Below are 19,161 nucleotides of genomic sequence, written 5' to 3'. Positions count from 1 at the left end.
TGGGTATTATATCGTTTAAAAGAGTTACTTCTTAGCTTTTGCAAAGGCTTGGGCAAAAGCACCACCCATAGCGCTGTTTTGTGGTGCTTGCTGCTTTCTTTGTTGGTTTCGTGAAGAGCGATTATCCGTTTGACGTGAAGCAGAGCCTTGACCTACTTCATCATCTAAACGCATCGACAATCCAATACGTTTTCGTTTCACATCCACTTCCATCACTTTCACCTTGACGATATCGCCTGCTTTCACAATTTCTCTCGGGTCAGAAACGTACTTGTTAGTAAGCGCTGAAATATGCACTAAGCCATCTTGGTGAACGCCGATATCGACGAATGCACCGAAGTTGGCTACGTTTGACACAACGCCTTCTAATACCATTCCGGGCTCGAGATCGGAGATTTCGTTGACGCCTTCAGCAAACGTAGCGGTTTGGAACTCAGGACGCGGGTCGCGGCCCGGTTTATCGAGCTCTTTGATAATGTCACGTACCGTTGGCAGGCCAAAGTTTTCATCAATATAATCGGCTGCCTGTAGGCGTTTTAAGTAGTCGCTGTTGCCGATTAACTCTTTAATATTTTTCTGATTCTTCTCGGCGATGTTTTTCACTAGAGAATAAGCCTCAGGGTGCACGGCTGAGCTATCTAAAGGGTTTTTGGCATTGAGGATCCGTAAGAATCCGGCACATTGCTCGAACGCTTTAGGACCAAGGCGGGCGACTTTTTTTAGTGTTGAACGTGACTCAAAGCGGCCGTTTTCGTCTCTATACGCAACGATATTTTGCGCGATCGTGCTGCTAAGGCCAGCAACGCGAGCAAGTAAGGCAGGAGAAGCGGTATTTACGTCTACACCGACAGCATTTACACAGTCTTCTACTACGGCGTCGAGCTGTTTGGACAGTAGCGATTGGCTTACGTCATGTTGATATTGGCCGACACCTATAGATTTCGGGTCAATTTTTACTAGCTCTGCCAGTGGGTCTTGTAAACGTCTAGCAATAGAAACCGCACCTCTTAAAGACACGTCCATGTTTGGAAATTCTTTTGCAGCTAACTCTGAAGCTGAGTAAACCGATGCGCCAGCTTCACTAACCATAATTTTCTGAACGTTCAGCTTGCTGCGTTTTATGATATCGGCGACAAACGCATCCGTTTCACGCGAAGCGGTACCGTTACCGATAGCAATTAAGTCAACGTGATGCTTTCTTACCAATGCTTCAACAATTTGTGCTGACTTATCGTATTGTTTTTGAGGTGGATGAGGATAAATGGTTTCGGTGGCGAGTACTTTACCCGTCGCATCGACTACCGCGATTTTTGAACCTGTTCGCAAGCCAGGATCGAGACCAAGAGTTGCACGAGGCCCCGCTGGAGCGGCCATCAATAGGTCTTTGAGGTTGGTTGCAAACACGTTGATCGCTTCTATCTCTGAACGCTCTTTTAGCGCGCTCATCATTTCCGTTTCCATGTGCATGGAAAGCTTGATTCTCCATGCCCAGCTGACAACTTGTTTGCGCCAAGGGTCGGCAGGAGCTTCGCTAAGATGAATACCGTAATGCTGATAAATCAGGTTTTCACAAAACGACTCTTTTACTGACGCTTCCTGATCTGGGTCGGCATTCATCGAGAGTGTCAGAATACCTTCATTTCGGCCACGTAGCATAGCTAAAGCACGGTGAGAGGGGACTTTACTTAAAAGCTCATCGTGTTCGAAATAGTCTTTAAACTTTTCGCCTGTTGTTTGTTGACCTTCGATAACTCGTGAAGAGATCATTGCATTCTTGTTCAAGTGCTGCCGAAGCTTAGCAATCAACTCCGCATCTTCTGCGATTCGCTCCATCACAATCGCGCGAGCGCCATCTAGAGCTTGTTTGCTGTCTTGAATGCCCTTATCTGCATTAAAGTATTTTTCAGCTTCTTGATCTGGGCTTGTTTGTGGTTGTTGCCACAGAGTATCGGCTAAAGGCTCTAAACCTGCTTCGATAGCAATTTGCCCTTTAGTGCGACGTTTTGGTTTGTATGGTAGATAAAGATCTTCAAGGCGAGTTTTGGTATCTGCTTCGGCAAGTTGTTTTTCCAGTGCAGGCGTTAACTTACCTTGATCTTTAATCGATTTAACAATCGTGTCTCGACGGTCGTTTAGTTCGCGTAGATAAGATAAGCGGCTATCCAGATTCCGCAGTTGAGTATCATCTAGGCCACCAGTCACTTCTTTGCGATAGCGGGCGATGAATGGGACAGTATTACCATCATCGATTAAGGTGACTGCGGCGGTGACTTGTTCAAGGCGAACTTGCAGTTCGTTGGCAATTAATTGACAGATTGCTTGGCTCATCCGGTGAATCTCTTAAAATTTTTATGTTTCAATAACGTTGGGGCAATACAACAATTTTGCAATTATTTATGGAATGGAATGTCATAGTTAAGGTGAAAATTACGACAACATTCCATCCTAGCTATGTTAGTTTTGTTTTAGGAAGGCTAAAACGTCATCAATATGGATATGATAAATGAAAAAATTTGCGCTCTTTGCTGTTGTTATCGTTACCTGTGCCAGTGTTAGTATGAGTTTTGCGTTAGATAGCTATTCAGTCAGAAATCCGGCCTACGAACTTGATGGTAAGCTGGTGCTGGGTGAAGAAGAAAATGTCTACTTTTCATCAGTTAAAGGGTTAGAGAAAGTCCCTTTTATTGCCAAAATTGACACTGGTGCAGACTCAACTTCCATCGATGCACGTGATATCCATGTTCGCACTGAGAATTCAAAACTGAGTCATTTGAAAGATCAGGCGCTATTAGCTGCAATTCTTAGTGCCTCCAAACGACATTCTGCTGAATGGTTGGAGAAGAAAGCAAATGCCACATTTGTTTCGTTTAAGTTAATGAACCCCTACACAGGAAAGTCTAGTGAAGTCGAGCGTCCTCTTGTCAAAGTAAGTCAGATACGCAGTCGCAGCAGTGATGAGCCGATTTTGCGCCCGCTAGTCACCATGCCAATTACCATTGCAGGCAAAACTTTTGATACCGCAGTGAATCTTACCGACCGTAGCCACTTCTCTGCACAAGTGTTGATTGGGCGGACATTGCTGGAAGACAAAGCTTGGGTTTTTGGTGGGTACAAGTATTTGCAAGAACAGCCAAGTGCCATTATTGCTGGTAGAAAAGAAATGGTTTCTATTGATGGTGTCGCCTTGAAAGCTGAATTTTCTTTTAAGCATAACTTTAGCCGTTTGTATGCAGACAATATTGAGCTAGATAAGGATAAGCAATGGGTTACGTTTGAAGTTGAAGACCATAGAGGGAGTAAAACGCTAACGTTACCAGTTGCAAGAATGTTGAAAGTCAGCGGAAAGATGAAGCCTCTCGTATACCTGCCAGTGAATTTAAACAAATCCACTAAGCAATATTGGCTGGCTTATATTACTAATTCACCAGAAAGCGTCAGTTCGCTTCGTGTTGGCAACAATACGATCAGCCGCTATTTGTTGATTGAACCAGATCAGGAATACTTATTTAAAAAGAAATTGACGACGTATAGCCAGTGGGAGGAGTCCCATGAAGCGCTGGCGGTGTCGCCGTTCGAAGAGCTTTCTCTTGATGGTATGGTAATTAGAACAACAGTATCTTCACGCCTTATTACACCACTCCTTAGAGTTGTAGACATGTCCTTTGTAGGCTCAGGTAAGAAAGAGAAGGTGACGTATACGCTAAACAATGAACTTGGTGAGCAGATAACCATAACTAAACCGGTTCTACGTTGGATAAAAGTAGGCAAGCATCGCCGACCAATAGTATCTGACAAAGTGACAATTCTAGGTAAAGCTCAATCAATCGATCTCGCATTGCAGCTACTGAGCGGAAATAAAGAGTTCTCTTACCTAACTATAGGTCGAAAGTTGGATGATGCCCCGGTGCTTATTAACCCTAGAGTTGACCACTTGTTAACAGAGCATCCTTTATTTCGAGCGGGGCACATTGAAAAAGTACAAGTCGCAGGTATGACTTTCTCTGCTAAGCTCGACACTGGCGCAGACATAAGTTCCATTAGTGCAGAGAATATTCGCTTATTTAAAGAAAACGGCAAACAGATGGTGAGCTTCCTATATCAAGACAAGCAAGACAATGGCAAAATTTTTACTCTGCCAGTGATTGATATGATGAAAATTAAAGCCAAAAAAGGCGAAAAAGCCAACCAGCGCCCAGTGGTGAAACTGAAAGTGAAAGTCGGCGACTTAGAAGAGACGATTCGGGTGAATTTACAAGACCGATCTCGGTTTGATTACAGCATGATATTAGGACAAAATTTTCTAAAATATGGTGTGTTAGTAGGTAGTGATAAAAACTATCGATTAGGTAAGTAATGTGGATTGAGGAAGAGAGTTGAAAACCAAACTGATCACCCGTGAAGGATACAATAAACTCAAACAAGAGCACGACTACTTGTGGAACGAAAAACGCCCAGAGGTAACGAAAATAGTGACTTGGGCGGCAAGCCTTGGCGATCGGTCAGAAAATGCTGACTACACGTTCAATAAAAAGCTATTAAGGCAAATTGATAGGCGTGTGCGCTTTCTACGTAAACTACTCCCAGAAGTCACTATCGTTGACTATGCGCCTCAACAGGAAGGCAAAGTATTTTTCGGTGCTTGGGTTGAAATAGAAAATGAAGCAGGTGAGGTGAAAAAGTTTCGTATTGTTGGCCCTGAAGAAATTTATGGCGATGACGTAAAAGACTATATTTCCATTGACTCGCCGATGGCAAGAGCCTTGCTAAAAAAGCAAGTCGATGAAGAATTTGTCGTGAAGACACCGGAAGGCGAGAAAGAGTGGTTTGTAAATTCCATTGAATATGAGAAATCTTGATTAACCGAAGCCGAGGTTAATTTCTTATCAATGATAAAAGGATTGAATTATGCTCGAATCTGAAAGAGAAGCGGACGCGAAAACTCATGCACTGATAGCGTATATTCTTATGGCGATTGGCCTTGTAACTGGCCTTTTTTGGTTGCTCGGTGCCATATGGGCGATGGTGAAAAAGTCCAGCGCGGAAGGTACGCTTTACTACCATCATTTCACCAATATGATCACCACTTTTTGGGTTTCTTTGTTGCTGTCTATTCTTGGAAGTTTGACTTTATTTTTAATGATTGGCTATGTGATTTTGTTTTTGACTTATATTTGGTCGATTTATCGAATAGTTAAAGGTCTCGCAACTGCGCTATCTGGGCGAGTATATTCATAAGTCAGCAAGCTGCAAATACGAGTCTTTATACTTACCTTCTATAGGTAGAGCCCAATACTTTTAGAGCAAGTGAAATATTAGTGTTTTTAATCAAGTTATACGCTGTAGTGAATTGCAACTCGGCTACGTATCCGATAAAAAGAAATATACGTTAACAATTCTTTGTGTCACTGACTGCAAAAAGGATGTTACATTTTTGAGGCTCGTTAAGTTGTCGAGCCTAATTGAAGTGGGTAGGGTCGAAAGATGCAAGAAAACTACAAAATTTTAGTGGTCGATGACGACGCACGATTACGTTCACTGTTGGAACGCTATTTAACAGAACAAGGTTTTCAAGTTCGTGGTGTTGCGAATAGCGAACAAATGGACCGTTTGCTGACACGTGAAAACTTTCATTTAATGGTGCTTGATTTGATGCTGCCTGGCGAAGATGGTCTATCTATTTGTCGCCGTCTGCGTAATGCAAACAATATGCTGCCAATTCTAATGTTGACGGCTAAGGGCGATGAAGTTGACCGAATAGTTGGCCTTGAAGTCGGCGCTGATGACTATTTGCCGAAGCCATTTAACCCTAGAGAATTATTAGCTCGTATCAAAGCAGTTTTGCGTCGTCAGACTATCGAAGCTCCAGGAGCGCCAAGCACTGAAGAATCTATCGTTGAATTTGGTGATTTTCGTTTGAATCTAGGAACACGTGAAATGTTCCGTGGTGAAGAATCCATGCCAATTACGTCTGGTGAATTTGCAGTACTAAAAACCCTAGTCACTAATGCTAGAGAACCAATGTCGCGTGATAAGCTGATGAACATGGCCCGTGGTCGCGAATACTCAGCAATGGAGCGTTCGATAGACGTTCAGATCTCTCGCCTACGCCGGATGTTAGAGGTTGATCCAAGCAAGCCGCGCTATATCCAAACCGTTTGGGGACTCGGGTATGTCTTCGTCCCAGATGGTAAAGAGGTATAAAATCTCGCTTTATAAAGCACTGACCGAGAAGTCAGTGCTTTTTTTGTTTTAGTCACTTCAATTTCGGATCTATCCAATGCGCTTCCGCAGCTCCTTTACACAATCGATCATTATCTTTTTTACGCTCTTGATTGCTAGCCAAGTTTATTCTTACTACGCGGTGTTTAACTATGCGTTGATGCCGAGTTTGCAACAGTTCAACAAGATTCTTGGTCACGAAATTAGTTTGATGTTGGATGAGTCCAACAACCAAGATTCTTTGCAAATTAGTGATCCTGCTCGTCATAGAGTTCTGGAACAACTTGGGGTTACTATTCATTCCATCAAAAATCCATTGGTAGAGAAAGAGTACAACCAATCAGTGCCAATCGAACTCATGAGCGAAGATATGAGCCATGAATTGGGAGTGAAAACAGAAGTACGTATGACAGTGGACAGTCACAGCTATGTGCTGTGGATGAAGATTGACTCAATGCCAAACTCGCTTCTACGCATTCCACTTACCGAGTTACGAGAAGGTGACTTTGCACCGCTATTTCGAAATAGCTTGTTTATGGCAATCCTGATTGTGGCTGGTGGCTGGTTGTTTGTTCGATTACAGAACCGTCCATTGATTGCGTTGGAAAAAGCAGCCAAAGAAGTGGGACGTGGAGAGATCCCGCCCCCATTAGATGAACGAGGACCGTCAGAAATTCGAGCAGTAACTCGGGCTTTTAATCAAATGTCACGAGGGATTCAGGCACTTGAGGAAGATAGGGCATTGCTGATGGCAGGGATCAGTCATGACTTGCGCACCCCATTAACACGAATTCGTTTAGCAACTGAAATGATGTCGCCGGAAGAGAGTTATTTGGCAGACGGTATTATTAGCGATACTGAAGAATGTAATGAAATCATTAATCAGTTTATGGACTACCTCAAGCCCGTCAACAAACAGTCTTTCGAGCCTGTTAATGTCAATATCATCTCACAAGATGTCGCCAATGCTGAGGGTTCAAAAGACGCTGAGATTGACGTCGAATTAGGTGAAAAGATATTGCCTGCGATAGGCAGCCCAATCGCACTTAAACGTGCGGTGACCAATCTTGTGGTGAATGCGATTCGCTATGGTGACGGCTGGTTAAAAATCAGCACAGGTATGACGGCAGATAAGAAACTGGTTTGGGTTTGCGTGGAAGATAACGGCCCCGGCATAGAGCAAGAACAAATCGCGAAGCTCTTTGAACCGTTTACCCGGGGAGATACCGCTCGTGGTAGCGAGGGAACAGGATTAGGCCTTGCCATCGTGAAACGAATTATCAGTCAGCACAATGGTTCGGTTGTGATTAACAACCGAAGTGAAGGTGGCTTAAGGGCTCAAATTAGTTTTCCGACTAAGCAGACGAAGTAAAGTTATCAACTGAGGACTGAATTTCATGGATGAAAACGCTGAGCTTTGGCGGCAGTACTACGAGAAAGCGTTAACTAGGAGTCACTGTAAGCGAACCGAAATGGCGGTTTACTTGAACCAATCTGGCCTAAAGGCTGCTGTCGATTGCGGGTGCGGCACGGGAAGTGATATCGCCTACTTAGTTCAGCAGGGGTATCAAGTCCATGGTTTCGATGTTAACCAAGATTCAGTCAATATTTGTCAAAGCCGATTTGCAGAAAACTCAAATGTTGAGGTTTCTCAGCACTCATTTGAGGCTTTTCAGTACCCTCAATCTGGAATCATTTTAGCAAATTCTAGTTTGTTTTTTGCCAACCCTAGCAACATAGAAGGCATTTGGGCGAATATAGAGTCGAGTCTACGACTTGGCGGCGTATTCGCTGGAGATTTTATGGGTAACAATGATAGTTGGGCTTCTGGGTATAGAAGTCCGACTAGCCCTTTAGAGAAAAGCCAGATTAAAGCCTTTTTGACTGGCTTTGAGTTGCTTGAGTTCGATGAGCGCAACGAGCTGGGCAAAACCTCTTTAGGTAAAACAAAGTGGTGGCACACCTATTCTGTCCTAGCGGTAAAACGCCGCTGAGTATCTAGCCACAATTGTCCCGGAACCAATAATCAATATCATCAACGAAACCGAGTAAAACTTTTTTCTTTGTCCGAGTCTTCTCTTAATGAAAAATAACCCCATTAGAAGTGCTCCTAGACCCCTTAAAATGGCGATTTTAAGGGGTTTTATCATGTTGATTATTAAAGAGTTATATTCATAGAAAATTGATGCTGTGTGATGTTAGGCTACTGAAAAATAAGGAGTAGCCATGAACAAAGTAGATACAGTTTTCGATCAAAGAGACTTTTCTAAACAAGACCTACAGTACAGTTCATTTAAACGCTGTCAGTTTATCAATTGCAGTTTTGAATATGCCGATTTGAGAGATGCGAAATTTGAAAATTGCCATTTTATAGAGCCCACCGACGTCATCGGTTGTAGCTTCCGAAATGCGAACTTGAAAGATGCTAGCTTTACCAATTGTATGCTGGCGATGTGCCAGTTTAATCGAGCGGATTGTTTCGGTATCGAGTTACACAAATGTGACTTAAAAGGAGCAGACTTTCAGCTGGCCAATTTCGCCAACCACATCACTGCGAAATCTTACTTTTGCTCAGCATACATAACGGGATGCAACCTCAGTTACAGTAGCTTTGAACATGCTCTGCTTGAAAAGTGTGAGTTGTTCGAGAATCGTTGGAATGGGGCAAACTTATCGGGTGCAAGCTTGAACGGTGCGGACTTGTCGCGTGGAGAATTTAGCTCTGAACAATGGGGGACATTTAGCTTAGAGAATGCTGATCTCACTCACGTTGAACTGGAAGGTCTGGATGTTCGCAGAGTTTCTCTACATGGCGTCAAAATCTGTGATTGGCAGCAAGCCCAACTACTCGAACCATTTGGGCTTATCGTGATTTAGCTAGGCGTTGGAGTACTGATCTCGGTTTCCAAGCCACCGGTCGATTATAGCAGCCGCGTTGTCAGGATACTTATGGTGGATATGGTTGGCAATGCGCTGTACTTCCGGCACCAAGTGTTGATCGCGGATCAAGTCCGCAATTTTAAAGTCAGCCATTCCGGTTTGCTTGGAGCCCAACAATTCACCCGGTCCACGAATTTCTAAGTCTCGCTGGGCAATAACAAAGCCGTCATTACTTTCCCTGAGTACACTTAACCTCTTTTGCGCCGTTTTTGATAATGGCGAGTGATACAAAAGCACGCAATGACTGGCGACACTGCCTCGGCCCACTCGGCCCCTTAACTGATGTAATTGAGCTAAGCCTAAGCGCTCAGGGTTTTCAATGATCATTAAGCTCGCATTTGGGACGTCTACACCGACTTCAATCACTGTGGTGGCCACTAATAAGCTCAGCTCGTTACGTTTAAAAGCATCCATCACGGCTTGCTTTTCGGCAGGCTTCATTCGGCCATGAACCAAGCCAATCTTTAATTCGGGGAGTTTGTTGGATAACTCTTCGGCTGTGTCCGCTGCAGCTTGCGCCTCTAACACTTCAGATTCATCAATGAGTGTACACACCCAATAGGCTTGTTTGTTTTCATTTAAGCAGGCATTTTTCACGCGCTCTATAATATCGCCGCGCTTGGTGTCAGGTATCGCAACAGTTTGGATGGGTGAGCGGCCGGGCGGTAGTTCGTCAATCACCGAGGTTTCTAAATCAGCGTAAGCTGTCATAGCCAGCGTCCTTGGGATCGGCGTTGCGGTCATAATGAGCTGGTGCGGGTAATGGCCCTGTTTAGCGCCTTTTTCTCTAAGCTCTAGGCGTTGGTGGACACCAAAGCGATGTTGCTCGTCAATGATGACTAAAGCCAAGTTGGCGAAGTGTACGTTTTCTTGGAATAGTGCATGAGTGCCCACCACCATTTTGGCTGTGCCGAGCGCGATGGCTTCAAGTTGGCTGTCCTTTTCTTTTCTCTTCTGTTTGCCCGCTACCCAAGCAACTTTAATATCTAATGGTTTTAGCCAGTTAGCAAAATTGAGCGCATGCTGTTCAGCGAGAATCTCAGTTGGTGCCATGAGCGCGACTTGGTAGCCTTGTTCAATAGCGGTGAGCGCAGCCAAAGCGGCAACCAAGGTCTTGCCTGAGCCGACATCGCCCTGAACAAGGCGCATCATAGGGAAAGGTTTAGCCAGGTCGTGCTCTACTTCTTGAACCACTCTAGCTTGCGCATTAGTTGGAGAAAAAGGCAATTGCTCAAGCAGTTGAGTTTTTAATTGTGTTGAAGCGGGTAGCCTTAATGCTGAATCTTGCTGCCCTTTGCTGCGAACCGCTAGCATCGACAGATTTTGCGCGATGAGCTCTTCTAATATGAGTCGAACTTGTGCTGGGTGCTTACCTTGCTCAAATGCTTCCAAATCAATGCTTGGATCAGGGCGGTGAATGATGCGTATGGCTTCATTCATCGTCAATTGATTTGGATAAAGCCCTTGTGGAAAAAGCTCCTGCACAGCAGACTTATCTAACAGCTCTAGAGCTTGATCGGTGAGGCTTCTAAGTGTTAATTGTCGTAGCCCATCTGTGGTGGGATAAACAGGGGTTAGACTTTGTTCTAGCTGTAATTCTTGCCTTGGCTGAAAAAATTTGTAGTCAGGGTGGATGATTTCTAACCCATTCATACCACGTTTTATTTCACCATAAGCGTGAACTTGTTTATCGGGCGCGAAGTTGTTTTTCATTGCCGCGGTGAAGTTAAAAAAGCGCAGCGTGATTGTGCCATTGCCATCACTGATTTTGACCGTCAGCATTTTTTTGCGACCGAAAATGGTATCGGTGCTCATGACTTTCCCCTGCACTGAAGCCCAGAGTCCGGGGTGCACTTTTGCCATCGGATAGACGCGAGTGCGATCTTCATAGCGAGCAGGTAAATGGAAAAGTAAGTCTTGAACGTTGTGGAGGCCAATTCGAGCCAGCTTTTCTGCAACCTTAGCTCCAACGCCCGTTAAAGATGAAAGTGGAATGGCAGATAATAACTGACTCATAGCAAGGGCCTAAACGAGATACACAACAAATAGTTAATCACTAGACTGTGTATTTGTACAGGAAATTTATGTTGGCGGTGTTATTTGCTCTGCATTTTTTGCCACCACTCGTCATCGGCTACGACTTGGCCGTGTTCATCAAGTGGGGGATAAGGTAACCCCTTACCTTTGGCAACTCTCGCTAACACTGGGTGACCGCGCTCGAATAAAGTTCGGTGAATGGTTTCTTCGGGCAGTGCACTGACGTCCCTGTCATACATCCCTTTCTCTTGGCGCTGCCTTTGCGCCTCATAAAGTATGATGGCACTGGCGACGGAGACATTAAGAGACTGAACCATACCCATCATAGGGACTATGATGTCTTGATCTGCAAGCTCGATAGCTTTTTTTGAGGCGCCAAACTTTTCGCCACCTAAAATTACCGCTATAGGCTTGGTGTAATCGATCTCTCGAAAATCTACCGCGGTATCGGATAAATTGGTGACCAATACCTGCATCCCTTCGGCCTTTAAAGCGCTTATTGCTTGTTCGATGCTGTCGTGAGTATCGACTTCAACCCAGTTTCTTGCACCGGCTGAGGTATGGCTTAGGGTACGCATTTGCTCAGTTGGCCAAACCGCGTGAACCTTATGCAGGCCAGTTGCGTCGGCGGTTCGAATTACAGCAGACACATTGTTAGGTTTATGCACTTCTTCCAAACACAAGGTGAGATCAGGCTGGCGAGCTTTGAGGACTTGTTGGATGCGTTGATAACGTTCTAAATTCATAGTGTTGATAATAAAACAGGGCTACCGAATGGTAGCCCATAGAGGTTAGTTTTTCCGACGCCTTACGCGCAAAGCATGTGGCATAACACGAATTTTCTTCATGATCCCGGCAAGGTGCACACGATCTTTAGTGGTAATGAGAACCGTGATTGTATACAGGCGGCCATCTTTCTCTTCGGTCGAGATACCATGAATGTTCGAGCCAGTATTGGCGATAACATTGGTGAGTTCTGCCAGAGCACCTTGGTGGTTCTGCATGTCGACTTTCAGCTCAGAAATGAACTCTTGGTCGTAATCGTCAGACCATTCCACGGCCATATACTTATCAGGCTCTTTCTGATAACCACGAACGTTCGGACAGGTTTCTCGGTGTACAACAAGGCCGCGACCCGGTGAAACGTGAGCGATGATGTGGTCGTCTGGGATCGGATGACAGCAGTTTGCAAAGGTGAGCAAAATACCTTCCGCTCCTCGGATTGGCAGTTTTTTCTTCGGTTTGCCATCACTGCTCGCAACGTCAGTGAGCTCGTCGCTATCACCTAAAAGACGGCGCGCAATCACGATACTCATGAGTTCGCCGAGACCAATCGAAGCCAGCAAATCTTCTTCTGTTTCGACTTTAAGGTCGGTAAGAACATTTTGCACATTATCTTGGTCGATATCCGACAGTGACAGTTCGCCGAGAGCATGATTGAGAAGGCGGCGCCCTAGTGTGACCGATTCTTCTCTGCGCATGGTTTTCAGTACTTGACGAATTTTAGTGCGGGCGCGAGACGTGACGACATAGTTAAGCCATGCTGCGTTTGGTCTGGCACCCGGAGCACTGATGATTTCGATTGTTTGACCGTTTTTCAGCGCCTTACTCAGTGGATATGGATTTCTATCCACTCTCGCGCCGACACAAGTGTTACCAACATCGGTATGAACCGCGTAAGCAAAATCGACCGCTGTAGCGCCAACAGGCAATTCTACGATTCGTCCCTTCGGTGTGAAGACGTAGATTTCATCTGGGAACAGATCAGACTTAACATGCTCGATAAACTCAAACGAGTTACCTGCACTTTGTTGAAGCTCAAGTAGGCTTTGCATCCAGCGCTGGGCTTTCACTTGCGCTGTTGTACCAGTGCTATCGCCATTGCCTTTGTATGACCAGTGAGCGGCAACACCCTTGTCGGCCATCTGGTCCATGTCTTCGGTTCTTATCTGAACTTCAACAGGAACGCCGTGGGGGCCAACCATGGAAGTATGCAGTGATTGATAGCCGTTCGCTTTTGGAACTGCGATGTAATCTTTCATACGGCCTGGACGAGGCTTATACAAACTATGCACTTGGCCAAGCACGCGATAACAAGTATCGGCATCTTCGACAACAACACGGAACGCGTAAATATCCATGATGGTATGAAAACGCTGTTCTTTGGTCTTCATCTTGTTGTAGATGGAGTAAAGGTTCTTTTCACGACCAACCACGCGAGCTTTGAGGCCAACATCTTCCAAGCGACCTTCAATTTCGCTGTGGATGCGCTGAATCATTTCTTTTCGGTTGCCACGAGCGGCGCGAACCACTTCTTTTAGTACGCGGTATCGGTTTGGATAAAGCGCTTCGAAACCTAGCTCTTCCAACTCCACTTTAATGTTGTGGATACCGAGACGGTGAGCAAGGGGAGAATAGATTTCTAGTGTTTCACGAGCAATACGACGTTTTTTGTCTGGCCTTAACACGCCAAGAGTACGCATGTTATGGGTTCGGTCAGCAAGCTTGATGAGGATAACGCGAATATCTTGCACCATGGCGAGAACCATTTTACGGAAGTTCTCAGCTTGGGCTTCTTTACGGTCGCGGAATTTCAGCTTATCAAGCTTTGATACACCATCTACCAGCTCAGCAACGGTATTACCAAATTTGACGCCAAGCTCTTCTTTGGTGACGTCACAATCTTCGATGACATCATGTAAGAGTGCAGCTTGAAGTGTTTCGATATCGAGGCGCATTTCTGCGAGGATACGAGCGACGGCAACAGGGTGGATGATATAGGGTTCGCCGCTGGTTCGAGTTTGCCCTTCATGGGCGTCTCTTGCTACCACATAAGATTGACGCAGAGCCTCAATCTGAGGCTCTGCTAAGTATTCTTGGGCAACGTCTTTGAGACTATCAAATAGATACAAATTATATACCCGGGAAGTTATCGAACTTTAAATTAACGGTTGTGTACGATGCTACTTACCGCGGCTAGTTCAGCAGCTTCTTGCTCTTGCTGCTCTTGACGCTCACGTGCATCAAGGACTTCTTTAGTGATAAGGCCTTCTTCGATTTCGCGTAGAGCAATAACCGTTGCCTTATCGTTCTCTTCAGGCACTAGGGAATCTTTACCGCCAGTTTGCATTTGACGTGCGCGGCGTGCCGCAATGAGAACAAGGTCGAAACGGTTGCCAATTTTTTCAACAGCGTCTTGTACAGTTACGCGTGCCATGAGAACTCCAAATAGTTAACTAAATTTTTGAATGACGAGAAAGTATACAGTCTTAACAAGATATATTCTATACCCAAACAAATTGAGCAGGCTGTTTATTCGGACAGCAACGCTTTCAGCATACCGTTATATTTAGCAGCTTGTTTATCTTGCTTCAATCTTTCTGCGCGAATTATTGCTTTAAAGTCCATTAAAGCGGCATCAAAATCATCATTGACGATAACATAATCGTATTCGTCGTAGTGTGAAATTTCTGCTTTTGCTTCAGCCATGCGTTTTGCAATCACAGCTTCGCTATCTTGTCCGCGGGCATTTAGCCGACGCTCTAGCTCACCGTTCGATGGTGGCAGAATAAACACGCTACGTGCCAGTGGCATTTTCTCACGTATTTGGCGCGCGCCTTGCCAATCGATATCTAAGAAAACATCGATACCTTTTTCTAGGTTTTCTTCAATCCAAACTCGAGAGGTTCCGTAATAGTTACCAAACACTTCGGCGTATTCTAGGAATTCATCTTTTGCGATGAGTTCTTCGAAATTTTCTTTCTGCACAAAGTGATAGTGGACACCATCTTGCTCGCCAGGGCGCATGCCACGAGTGGTATGTGACACAGAAACTTTCATTGCGTAAGTCGGGTTAGTTTCTAACATCGCTGCAATCAGACTAGATTTACCAGCTCCGCTAGGTGCCGAAACGATATAAAGAGTGCCTTTGCCCATAGGTATAGTTCCACGCTTGTTGGATTTTATGTTTCTGAGAATGATTGGCTCAGTATTAAAGATAGCACTGACCTCAATTTGAGTAGCAAATCAGGTCAGAAAAATGGAGGCGAAGCGTAGCACAAATTGTTATCGAACTACAAGAGAAGCGAGAGACTCATTAAGGTAATTGCACGTCGTAATTCAGCATTCACTTTGCAGGAAATATGTGCACAGTTCTATACTCAAATTGAGAGCCGGATACGCCCTAGTAATATTGTTAGCCAATAATTTACATTTCAACGGACTGAATACATGACTTCTCATGATCATTATCAAATAGCAGTAAATACCCAACATGCCGCAGAAGGAAATTATGAGCCTACCATTGTGCTCATCTCTTTTCTTATTGCCGTGATTGCTGGCTTTTGTGCCTTAAGCGTTAATCACTTTATTGTTTCTCAGAAGACTGGCTCAACCACACACCTTAAAGTGATTGGAGGGGTTATTTTAGGCTTTGGTGTCTGGAGTATGCACTTTGCCGCGATGAGTGCATTTACCTTACCTGTTAAGGTATATTACGATGTACTCACTACTGTGATATCGGTTCTTCCTGCCATATTGGCTGCAATAATTGTCTTGCACTACCTCAGCAAACCAAACATTACCAAGAAGCAAGTTGCGGGAGTCGCCTTGGTTCTAACGTTAGGCATTTCATCAATGCATATTGTCGGAATGACGGCAATGTCGATGAAAGCCTATATGGTGTATGACCTGCGCATTTTGAGCGTGTCCGTCGTTATTTCTTGGCTGATGTCTGCAGGGATGTTATTGGTGATTACTGGATTAGCCGCAAAAAAGCTAAATGAGGTCCAGAGAACCATACTAGGGGCGTTTTTCTTTGGTTTTGCGGTTGCCAGTATGCATTATTTGGCCATGGCTGCCAGCTACTTTTTTATCGATGAATCTTTGGCTGTACACGGAGTTGCGAACAAGGTAATTGAACGTGCGGTTGTTGGTAGCATCATTACTTTAATGCTTCTTCTTCTAGTAATAACTCACTACAAAAATAAAATTCGCATTTTAGAGCTAGACTCGCTGAAAGAATACAAGCGAACCTTGGATATTATCAACAATATGCGTGATGGCTTTGTATTCTTTAATGATAAAGGAGAGATGCTCCTTATCAACAAAAGGTTTAATGACGAATTTGGTCAGCATAGAGAATTGTTTAAAAATGATGACAGTAGCATATTTGATATGTATGAAGACCTAATTTCAACGAAATTCCGTTTTTCTGATGAGGACGAAAAGCGAGCCGTATTGAACAATATATTTGATATGGATGGTAAGGAAGATTCTATCCAAATACAGTCTCATGATGATAAATGGTGGCTGTTGAGAAAAAACAAAACCAATATTAACGGTATTATTCATACTTGGTCTGACGTGACTCAAGATATCAATCAGAAAAAAGATCTACTAGAAGCTCAGAAAATGTCTTCTTTAGCAGGGTTAGTTACGGGAGTCGCGCATGAAATTAATACGCCTATTGGCGTGAGTACGACTGCAGCTACCTATTTGAAAGACCAAGTTCATCAGGTAGCGTTAAGTCTCAATCATGGAAAGATCTCGCAGGAAGAATTAGCTGAATTTGTTGCTGATATGGAGCAGTCGGCAAACTTGCTACAAGAGAACCTAAAAAGGGCTTCGGATTTGATCAGTGGGTTTAAGCAGGTATCAGTACTCGAAGCGAGAGATGATGAAGCGGACGGAAAGTTTAATCTGTACGACAACCTGACTCAATCTATCGGAACTCTTAGAGGGCAGCTAGAACTCGCTCAGTGCAAGGTCAACATCGACTGCGATAAATCGCTGAGCTTTTTTGGTACGCCATCTAGCTTCACGCAGATTTATACTAACTTAATCTTGAATTCACTCAATCACGGCTTTACTGATTGGAGCGGAGACAAGACAATCTGTATTAGTTTGAAGAAAGAAGCGAATCGATTGTATATCCGGTATCAAGACTCTGGCTGCGGTATGGACGAAGATATGCAAGGGCAAATTTTTGAGCCCTTCGTTACCAGTAAACGAGGCCAGCGAGAGCACCATGGGTTAGGTGCTCATGTGGTATTCAATATCGTTGTGCAGCTGTTAAAAGGAAAAATATCGTGTAACTCTAAACAGGGTTATGGTGTGTCGTTTGATATTTCCATTCCGTATTTAGAGGCCTAACTTTCTTTTTTTGTTAGGTGGGCGATTTGTTGTCGCCCAATATCTTATTCGATATTCTGGATCTGCTCACGCATTTGTTCGATTAGAACTTTAAGTTCAACACCAGAAGCGGTTACGTCAGTGCTGATTGACTTGGAGGCTAACGTATTTGATTCGCGGTTAAACTCTTGCATCATAAAATCGAGTCTACGGCCAACCGCTCCACCTTTGTTCAAGATGTTAGTGGTTTCTTTTACATGCGAATCCAGACGATCGAGCTCTTCTGCTACATCAGACTTTTGAGCGAGGATGATTAACTCTTGCTCTACTCTTGAACTATCTAGTTCTATTTTAGCTTCTTCGAATTTAGTCAGTAGCCTTTCACGTTGCCAGTTGATAATTTCTGGCATTCTGGCGCGTACTTTCACCACCTCTTCGCTAATTGCAGTTAAGCGCTGCTCGATTAGCGACTTCATGTTGTCGCCTTCACGGCCGCGGGCTTCGATAAATTCACTGAGTGCTTCGTCAAAGGCAGTCAATAACTCTTGCTTAATGGTGTCCATATCTTGCTCAGGCGTTTCCATCACACCTGGCCACTGCATGACTTGAAATGGGTTGATACGGCTTTCTTCACCACCTGTAATTTGAATCACTTGATGGGCTGCGTAGAGCACCTGTTTCGCCATGGTTTCATTGATAGACAACTCGCCTTGCGCAGCAGGGTTAGCTTCAAAACGGAGGTTGCACTCTACTTTTCCGCGAGCAAGGCGCTTTCTAAATCGGTCGCGAAGAACGGGTTCTAGGCTGCGCAGGTGTTCAGGCATTCTAAAATAGGTTTCTAGATAACGCTGATTGACTGAGCGAATTTCCCATACGGCTGAACCCCAGTCTTTCTTGACTTCTTTACGTGCGTAGGCCGTCATGCTGTAGATCATTGATTTGTCCTTGCTAGCGGATTATTGAAAACAATTGCCGCTATAGTAGCATACATCTGCTTAAAATTTATCTGCTCGCTGTAACTTTGCTCTAGCCTAGGAACGAGCTGTGAATTCCTATATAATGCTGCTCCAATTCTGTTGGTCACTTCTTAGCCATAAGGGAAAGTATCTATGCGTCCAAATGATCGCGCAGCGGACCAAGTTCGCCCAATTAAAATTACTCGCAATTACACTGCTTACGCAGAAGGCTCAGTATTGGTTGAGTTTGGCAACACGAAAGTGTTGTGTAATGCAACTGTCGAAGAAAACGTACCTCGTTGGTTGAAAGGCCAAGGTAAAGGTTGGGTGACAGCAGAGTATGGCATGTTGCCACGTGCTACGCATTCTCGTACTCGCCGCGAAGCGGCAGGCGGCAAGCAAGGTGGTCGCACGATGGAAATTCAACGCCTCATTGCTCGTAGTTTGCGTGCGGTGGTTGATTTGCCTGCGATGGGTGAAATCATGATTACCGTTGATTGTGACGTCATCCAAGCGGATGGTGGTACTCGTACCGCATCTATCTCCGGTGCAAGTGTTGCAATGGCAGATGCTTTCGATTACCTAGTTGAAAGTGGCAAGCTAAAAAGTAACCCGATGAAAGGCCATGTTGCAGCAGTCTCAGTTGGCATTCTTGGAGAAGACATTCTTTGCGATCTTGAGTATGTCGAAGACTCAGCAGCAGATACTGATATGAATGTTGTCATGACCGAAGATGGTAAGATGATAGAGATTCAAGGAACGGCAGAAGGTGAACCGTTTAGCCAAGAGCAGTTGATGGCTTTGCTGGAGTCAGCCAAGGTTGGCATTGCAAATATTGTTGAAGCGCAAAGGTTGGCGCGTTATAACTAACAACATA

At 44.6% G+C, this 19,161-nt stretch carries 16 protein-coding genes; 9 read left to right on the top strand and 7 right to left on the bottom strand.

The window, feature by feature from the left end:
• Positions 1–24: 24 nt before the first annotated feature.
• The gene (locus tag ACM2FC_RS11665) at positions 25–2,328 is read right to left on the bottom strand and encodes a Tex family protein (protein WP_498481078.1); all 2,304 of its coding nucleotides are present in this window, start codon (positions 2,326–2,328) and stop codon (positions 25–27) included.
• Between the two features lie 175 nt (positions 2,329–2,503).
• Between ACM2FC_RS11665 and ACM2FC_RS11660 the strand changes: the two genes are divergently transcribed.
• From ACM2FC_RS11660 to ACM2FC_RS11630, 7 genes are all read left to right on the top strand, one after another.
• On the top strand, positions 2,504–4,354 hold the full coding sequence (locus tag ACM2FC_RS11660; RefSeq protein ID WP_498481077.1) for an ATP-dependent zinc protease family protein: 1,851 nt from the start codon (positions 2,504–2,506) through the stop codon (positions 4,352–4,354).
• 19 nt (positions 4,355–4,373) lie between these two features.
• Positions 4,374–4,856: a transcription elongation factor GreB gene (gene greB, locus ACM2FC_RS11655; protein ID WP_498481076.1), complete on the top strand. Its 483-nt coding sequence runs from the start codon at positions 4,374–4,376 to the stop codon at positions 4,854–4,856.
• Between the two features lie 49 nt (positions 4,857–4,905).
• Positions 4,906–5,235 (top strand): DUF4870 family protein, encoded by a 330-nt coding sequence (locus ACM2FC_RS11650; protein WP_498481075.1) that lies wholly within the window; start codon positions 4,906–4,908, stop codon positions 5,233–5,235.
• Positions 5,236–5,481: 246 nt separating this feature from the next.
• Positions 5,482–6,201, top strand: a complete 720-nt coding sequence (gene ompR / locus ACM2FC_RS11645; RefSeq protein WP_237363314.1) for an osmolarity response regulator transcription factor OmpR — start codon at positions 5,482–5,484, stop codon at positions 6,199–6,201.
• A 76-nt stretch (positions 6,202–6,277) separates the two neighbouring features.
• Positions 6,278–7,591 (top strand): two-component system sensor histidine kinase EnvZ, encoded by a 1,314-nt coding sequence (gene envZ / locus ACM2FC_RS11640; RefSeq protein ID WP_498481074.1) that lies wholly within the window; start codon positions 6,278–6,280, stop codon positions 7,589–7,591.
• 25 nt (positions 7,592–7,616) lie between these two features.
• Entirely contained in the window at positions 7,617–8,213 is a 597-nt protein-coding gene (locus ACM2FC_RS11635) for a class I SAM-dependent methyltransferase (protein WP_498481073.1), read from the top strand.
• Positions 8,214–8,445: 232 nt separating this feature from the next.
• Positions 8,446–9,096 (top strand): Qnr family pentapeptide repeat protein, encoded by a 651-nt coding sequence (locus tag ACM2FC_RS11630; RefSeq protein WP_498481072.1) that lies wholly within the window; start codon positions 8,446–8,448, stop codon positions 9,094–9,096.
• Here ACM2FC_RS11630 and recG read toward each other — a convergent pair whose 3' ends face one another.
• The 5 genes from recG to gmk form a co-directional block, all read right to left on the bottom strand.
• Positions 9,097–11,175: an ATP-dependent DNA helicase RecG gene (gene recG / locus ACM2FC_RS11625; RefSeq protein ID WP_498481071.1), complete on the bottom strand. Its 2,079-nt coding sequence runs from the start codon at positions 11,173–11,175 to the stop codon at positions 9,097–9,099.
• 80 nt (positions 11,176–11,255) lie between these two features.
• A complete protein-coding gene (gene trmH, locus ACM2FC_RS11620; protein ID WP_498481070.1) occupies positions 11,256–11,942 on the bottom strand; it encodes a tRNA (guanosine(18)-2'-O)-methyltransferase TrmH in 687 nt (228 codons plus the stop codon).
• Positions 11,943–11,987: 45 nt separating this feature from the next.
• Positions 11,988–14,108, bottom strand: coding sequence for a bifunctional GTP diphosphokinase/guanosine-3',5'-bis pyrophosphate 3'-pyrophosphohydrolase (spoT, locus tag ACM2FC_RS11615; RefSeq protein WP_498481069.1), 2,121 nt, complete (start codon positions 14,106–14,108; stop codon positions 11,988–11,990).
• Between the two features lie 32 nt (positions 14,109–14,140).
• The gene (gene rpoZ / locus ACM2FC_RS11610; protein WP_250610839.1) at positions 14,141–14,413 is read right to left on the bottom strand and encodes a DNA-directed RNA polymerase subunit omega; all 273 of its coding nucleotides are present in this window, start codon (positions 14,411–14,413) and stop codon (positions 14,141–14,143) included.
• Positions 14,414–14,508: 95 nt separating this feature from the next.
• Positions 14,509–15,132 (bottom strand): guanylate kinase, encoded by a 624-nt coding sequence (gmk, locus tag ACM2FC_RS11605; protein ID WP_498481068.1) that lies wholly within the window; start codon positions 15,130–15,132, stop codon positions 14,509–14,511.
• Positions 15,133–15,426: 294 nt separating this feature from the next.
• Between gmk and ACM2FC_RS11600 the strand changes: the two genes are divergently transcribed.
• The gene (locus ACM2FC_RS11600; protein WP_498481067.1) at positions 15,427–17,349 is read left to right on the top strand and encodes an MHYT domain-containing protein; all 1,923 of its coding nucleotides are present in this window, start codon (positions 15,427–15,429) and stop codon (positions 17,347–17,349) included.
• 44 nt (positions 17,350–17,393) lie between these two features.
• On the opposite strand, the gene ACM2FC_RS11595 is transcribed toward ACM2FC_RS11600, so the two are convergent.
• Positions 17,394–18,263 (bottom strand): YicC/YloC family endoribonuclease, encoded by an 870-nt coding sequence (locus ACM2FC_RS11595; protein WP_498481066.1) that lies wholly within the window; start codon positions 18,261–18,263, stop codon positions 17,394–17,396.
• Between the two features lie 174 nt (positions 18,264–18,437).
• On the opposite strand from ACM2FC_RS11595, the gene rph reads away from it, so the two are divergent.
• Complete coding sequence (gene rph / locus ACM2FC_RS11590; protein ID WP_498481065.1) at positions 18,438–19,154, top strand: ribonuclease PH; 717 nt, start codon at positions 18,438–18,440, stop codon at positions 19,152–19,154.
• Positions 19,155–19,161: the final 7 nt, after the last annotated feature.

This window comes from Vibrio sp. A37 (assembly GCF_059777565.1).
Note: the sequence above shows the minus strand (reverse complement) of the source record. Positions and strands in the feature narration are given on the sequence as shown.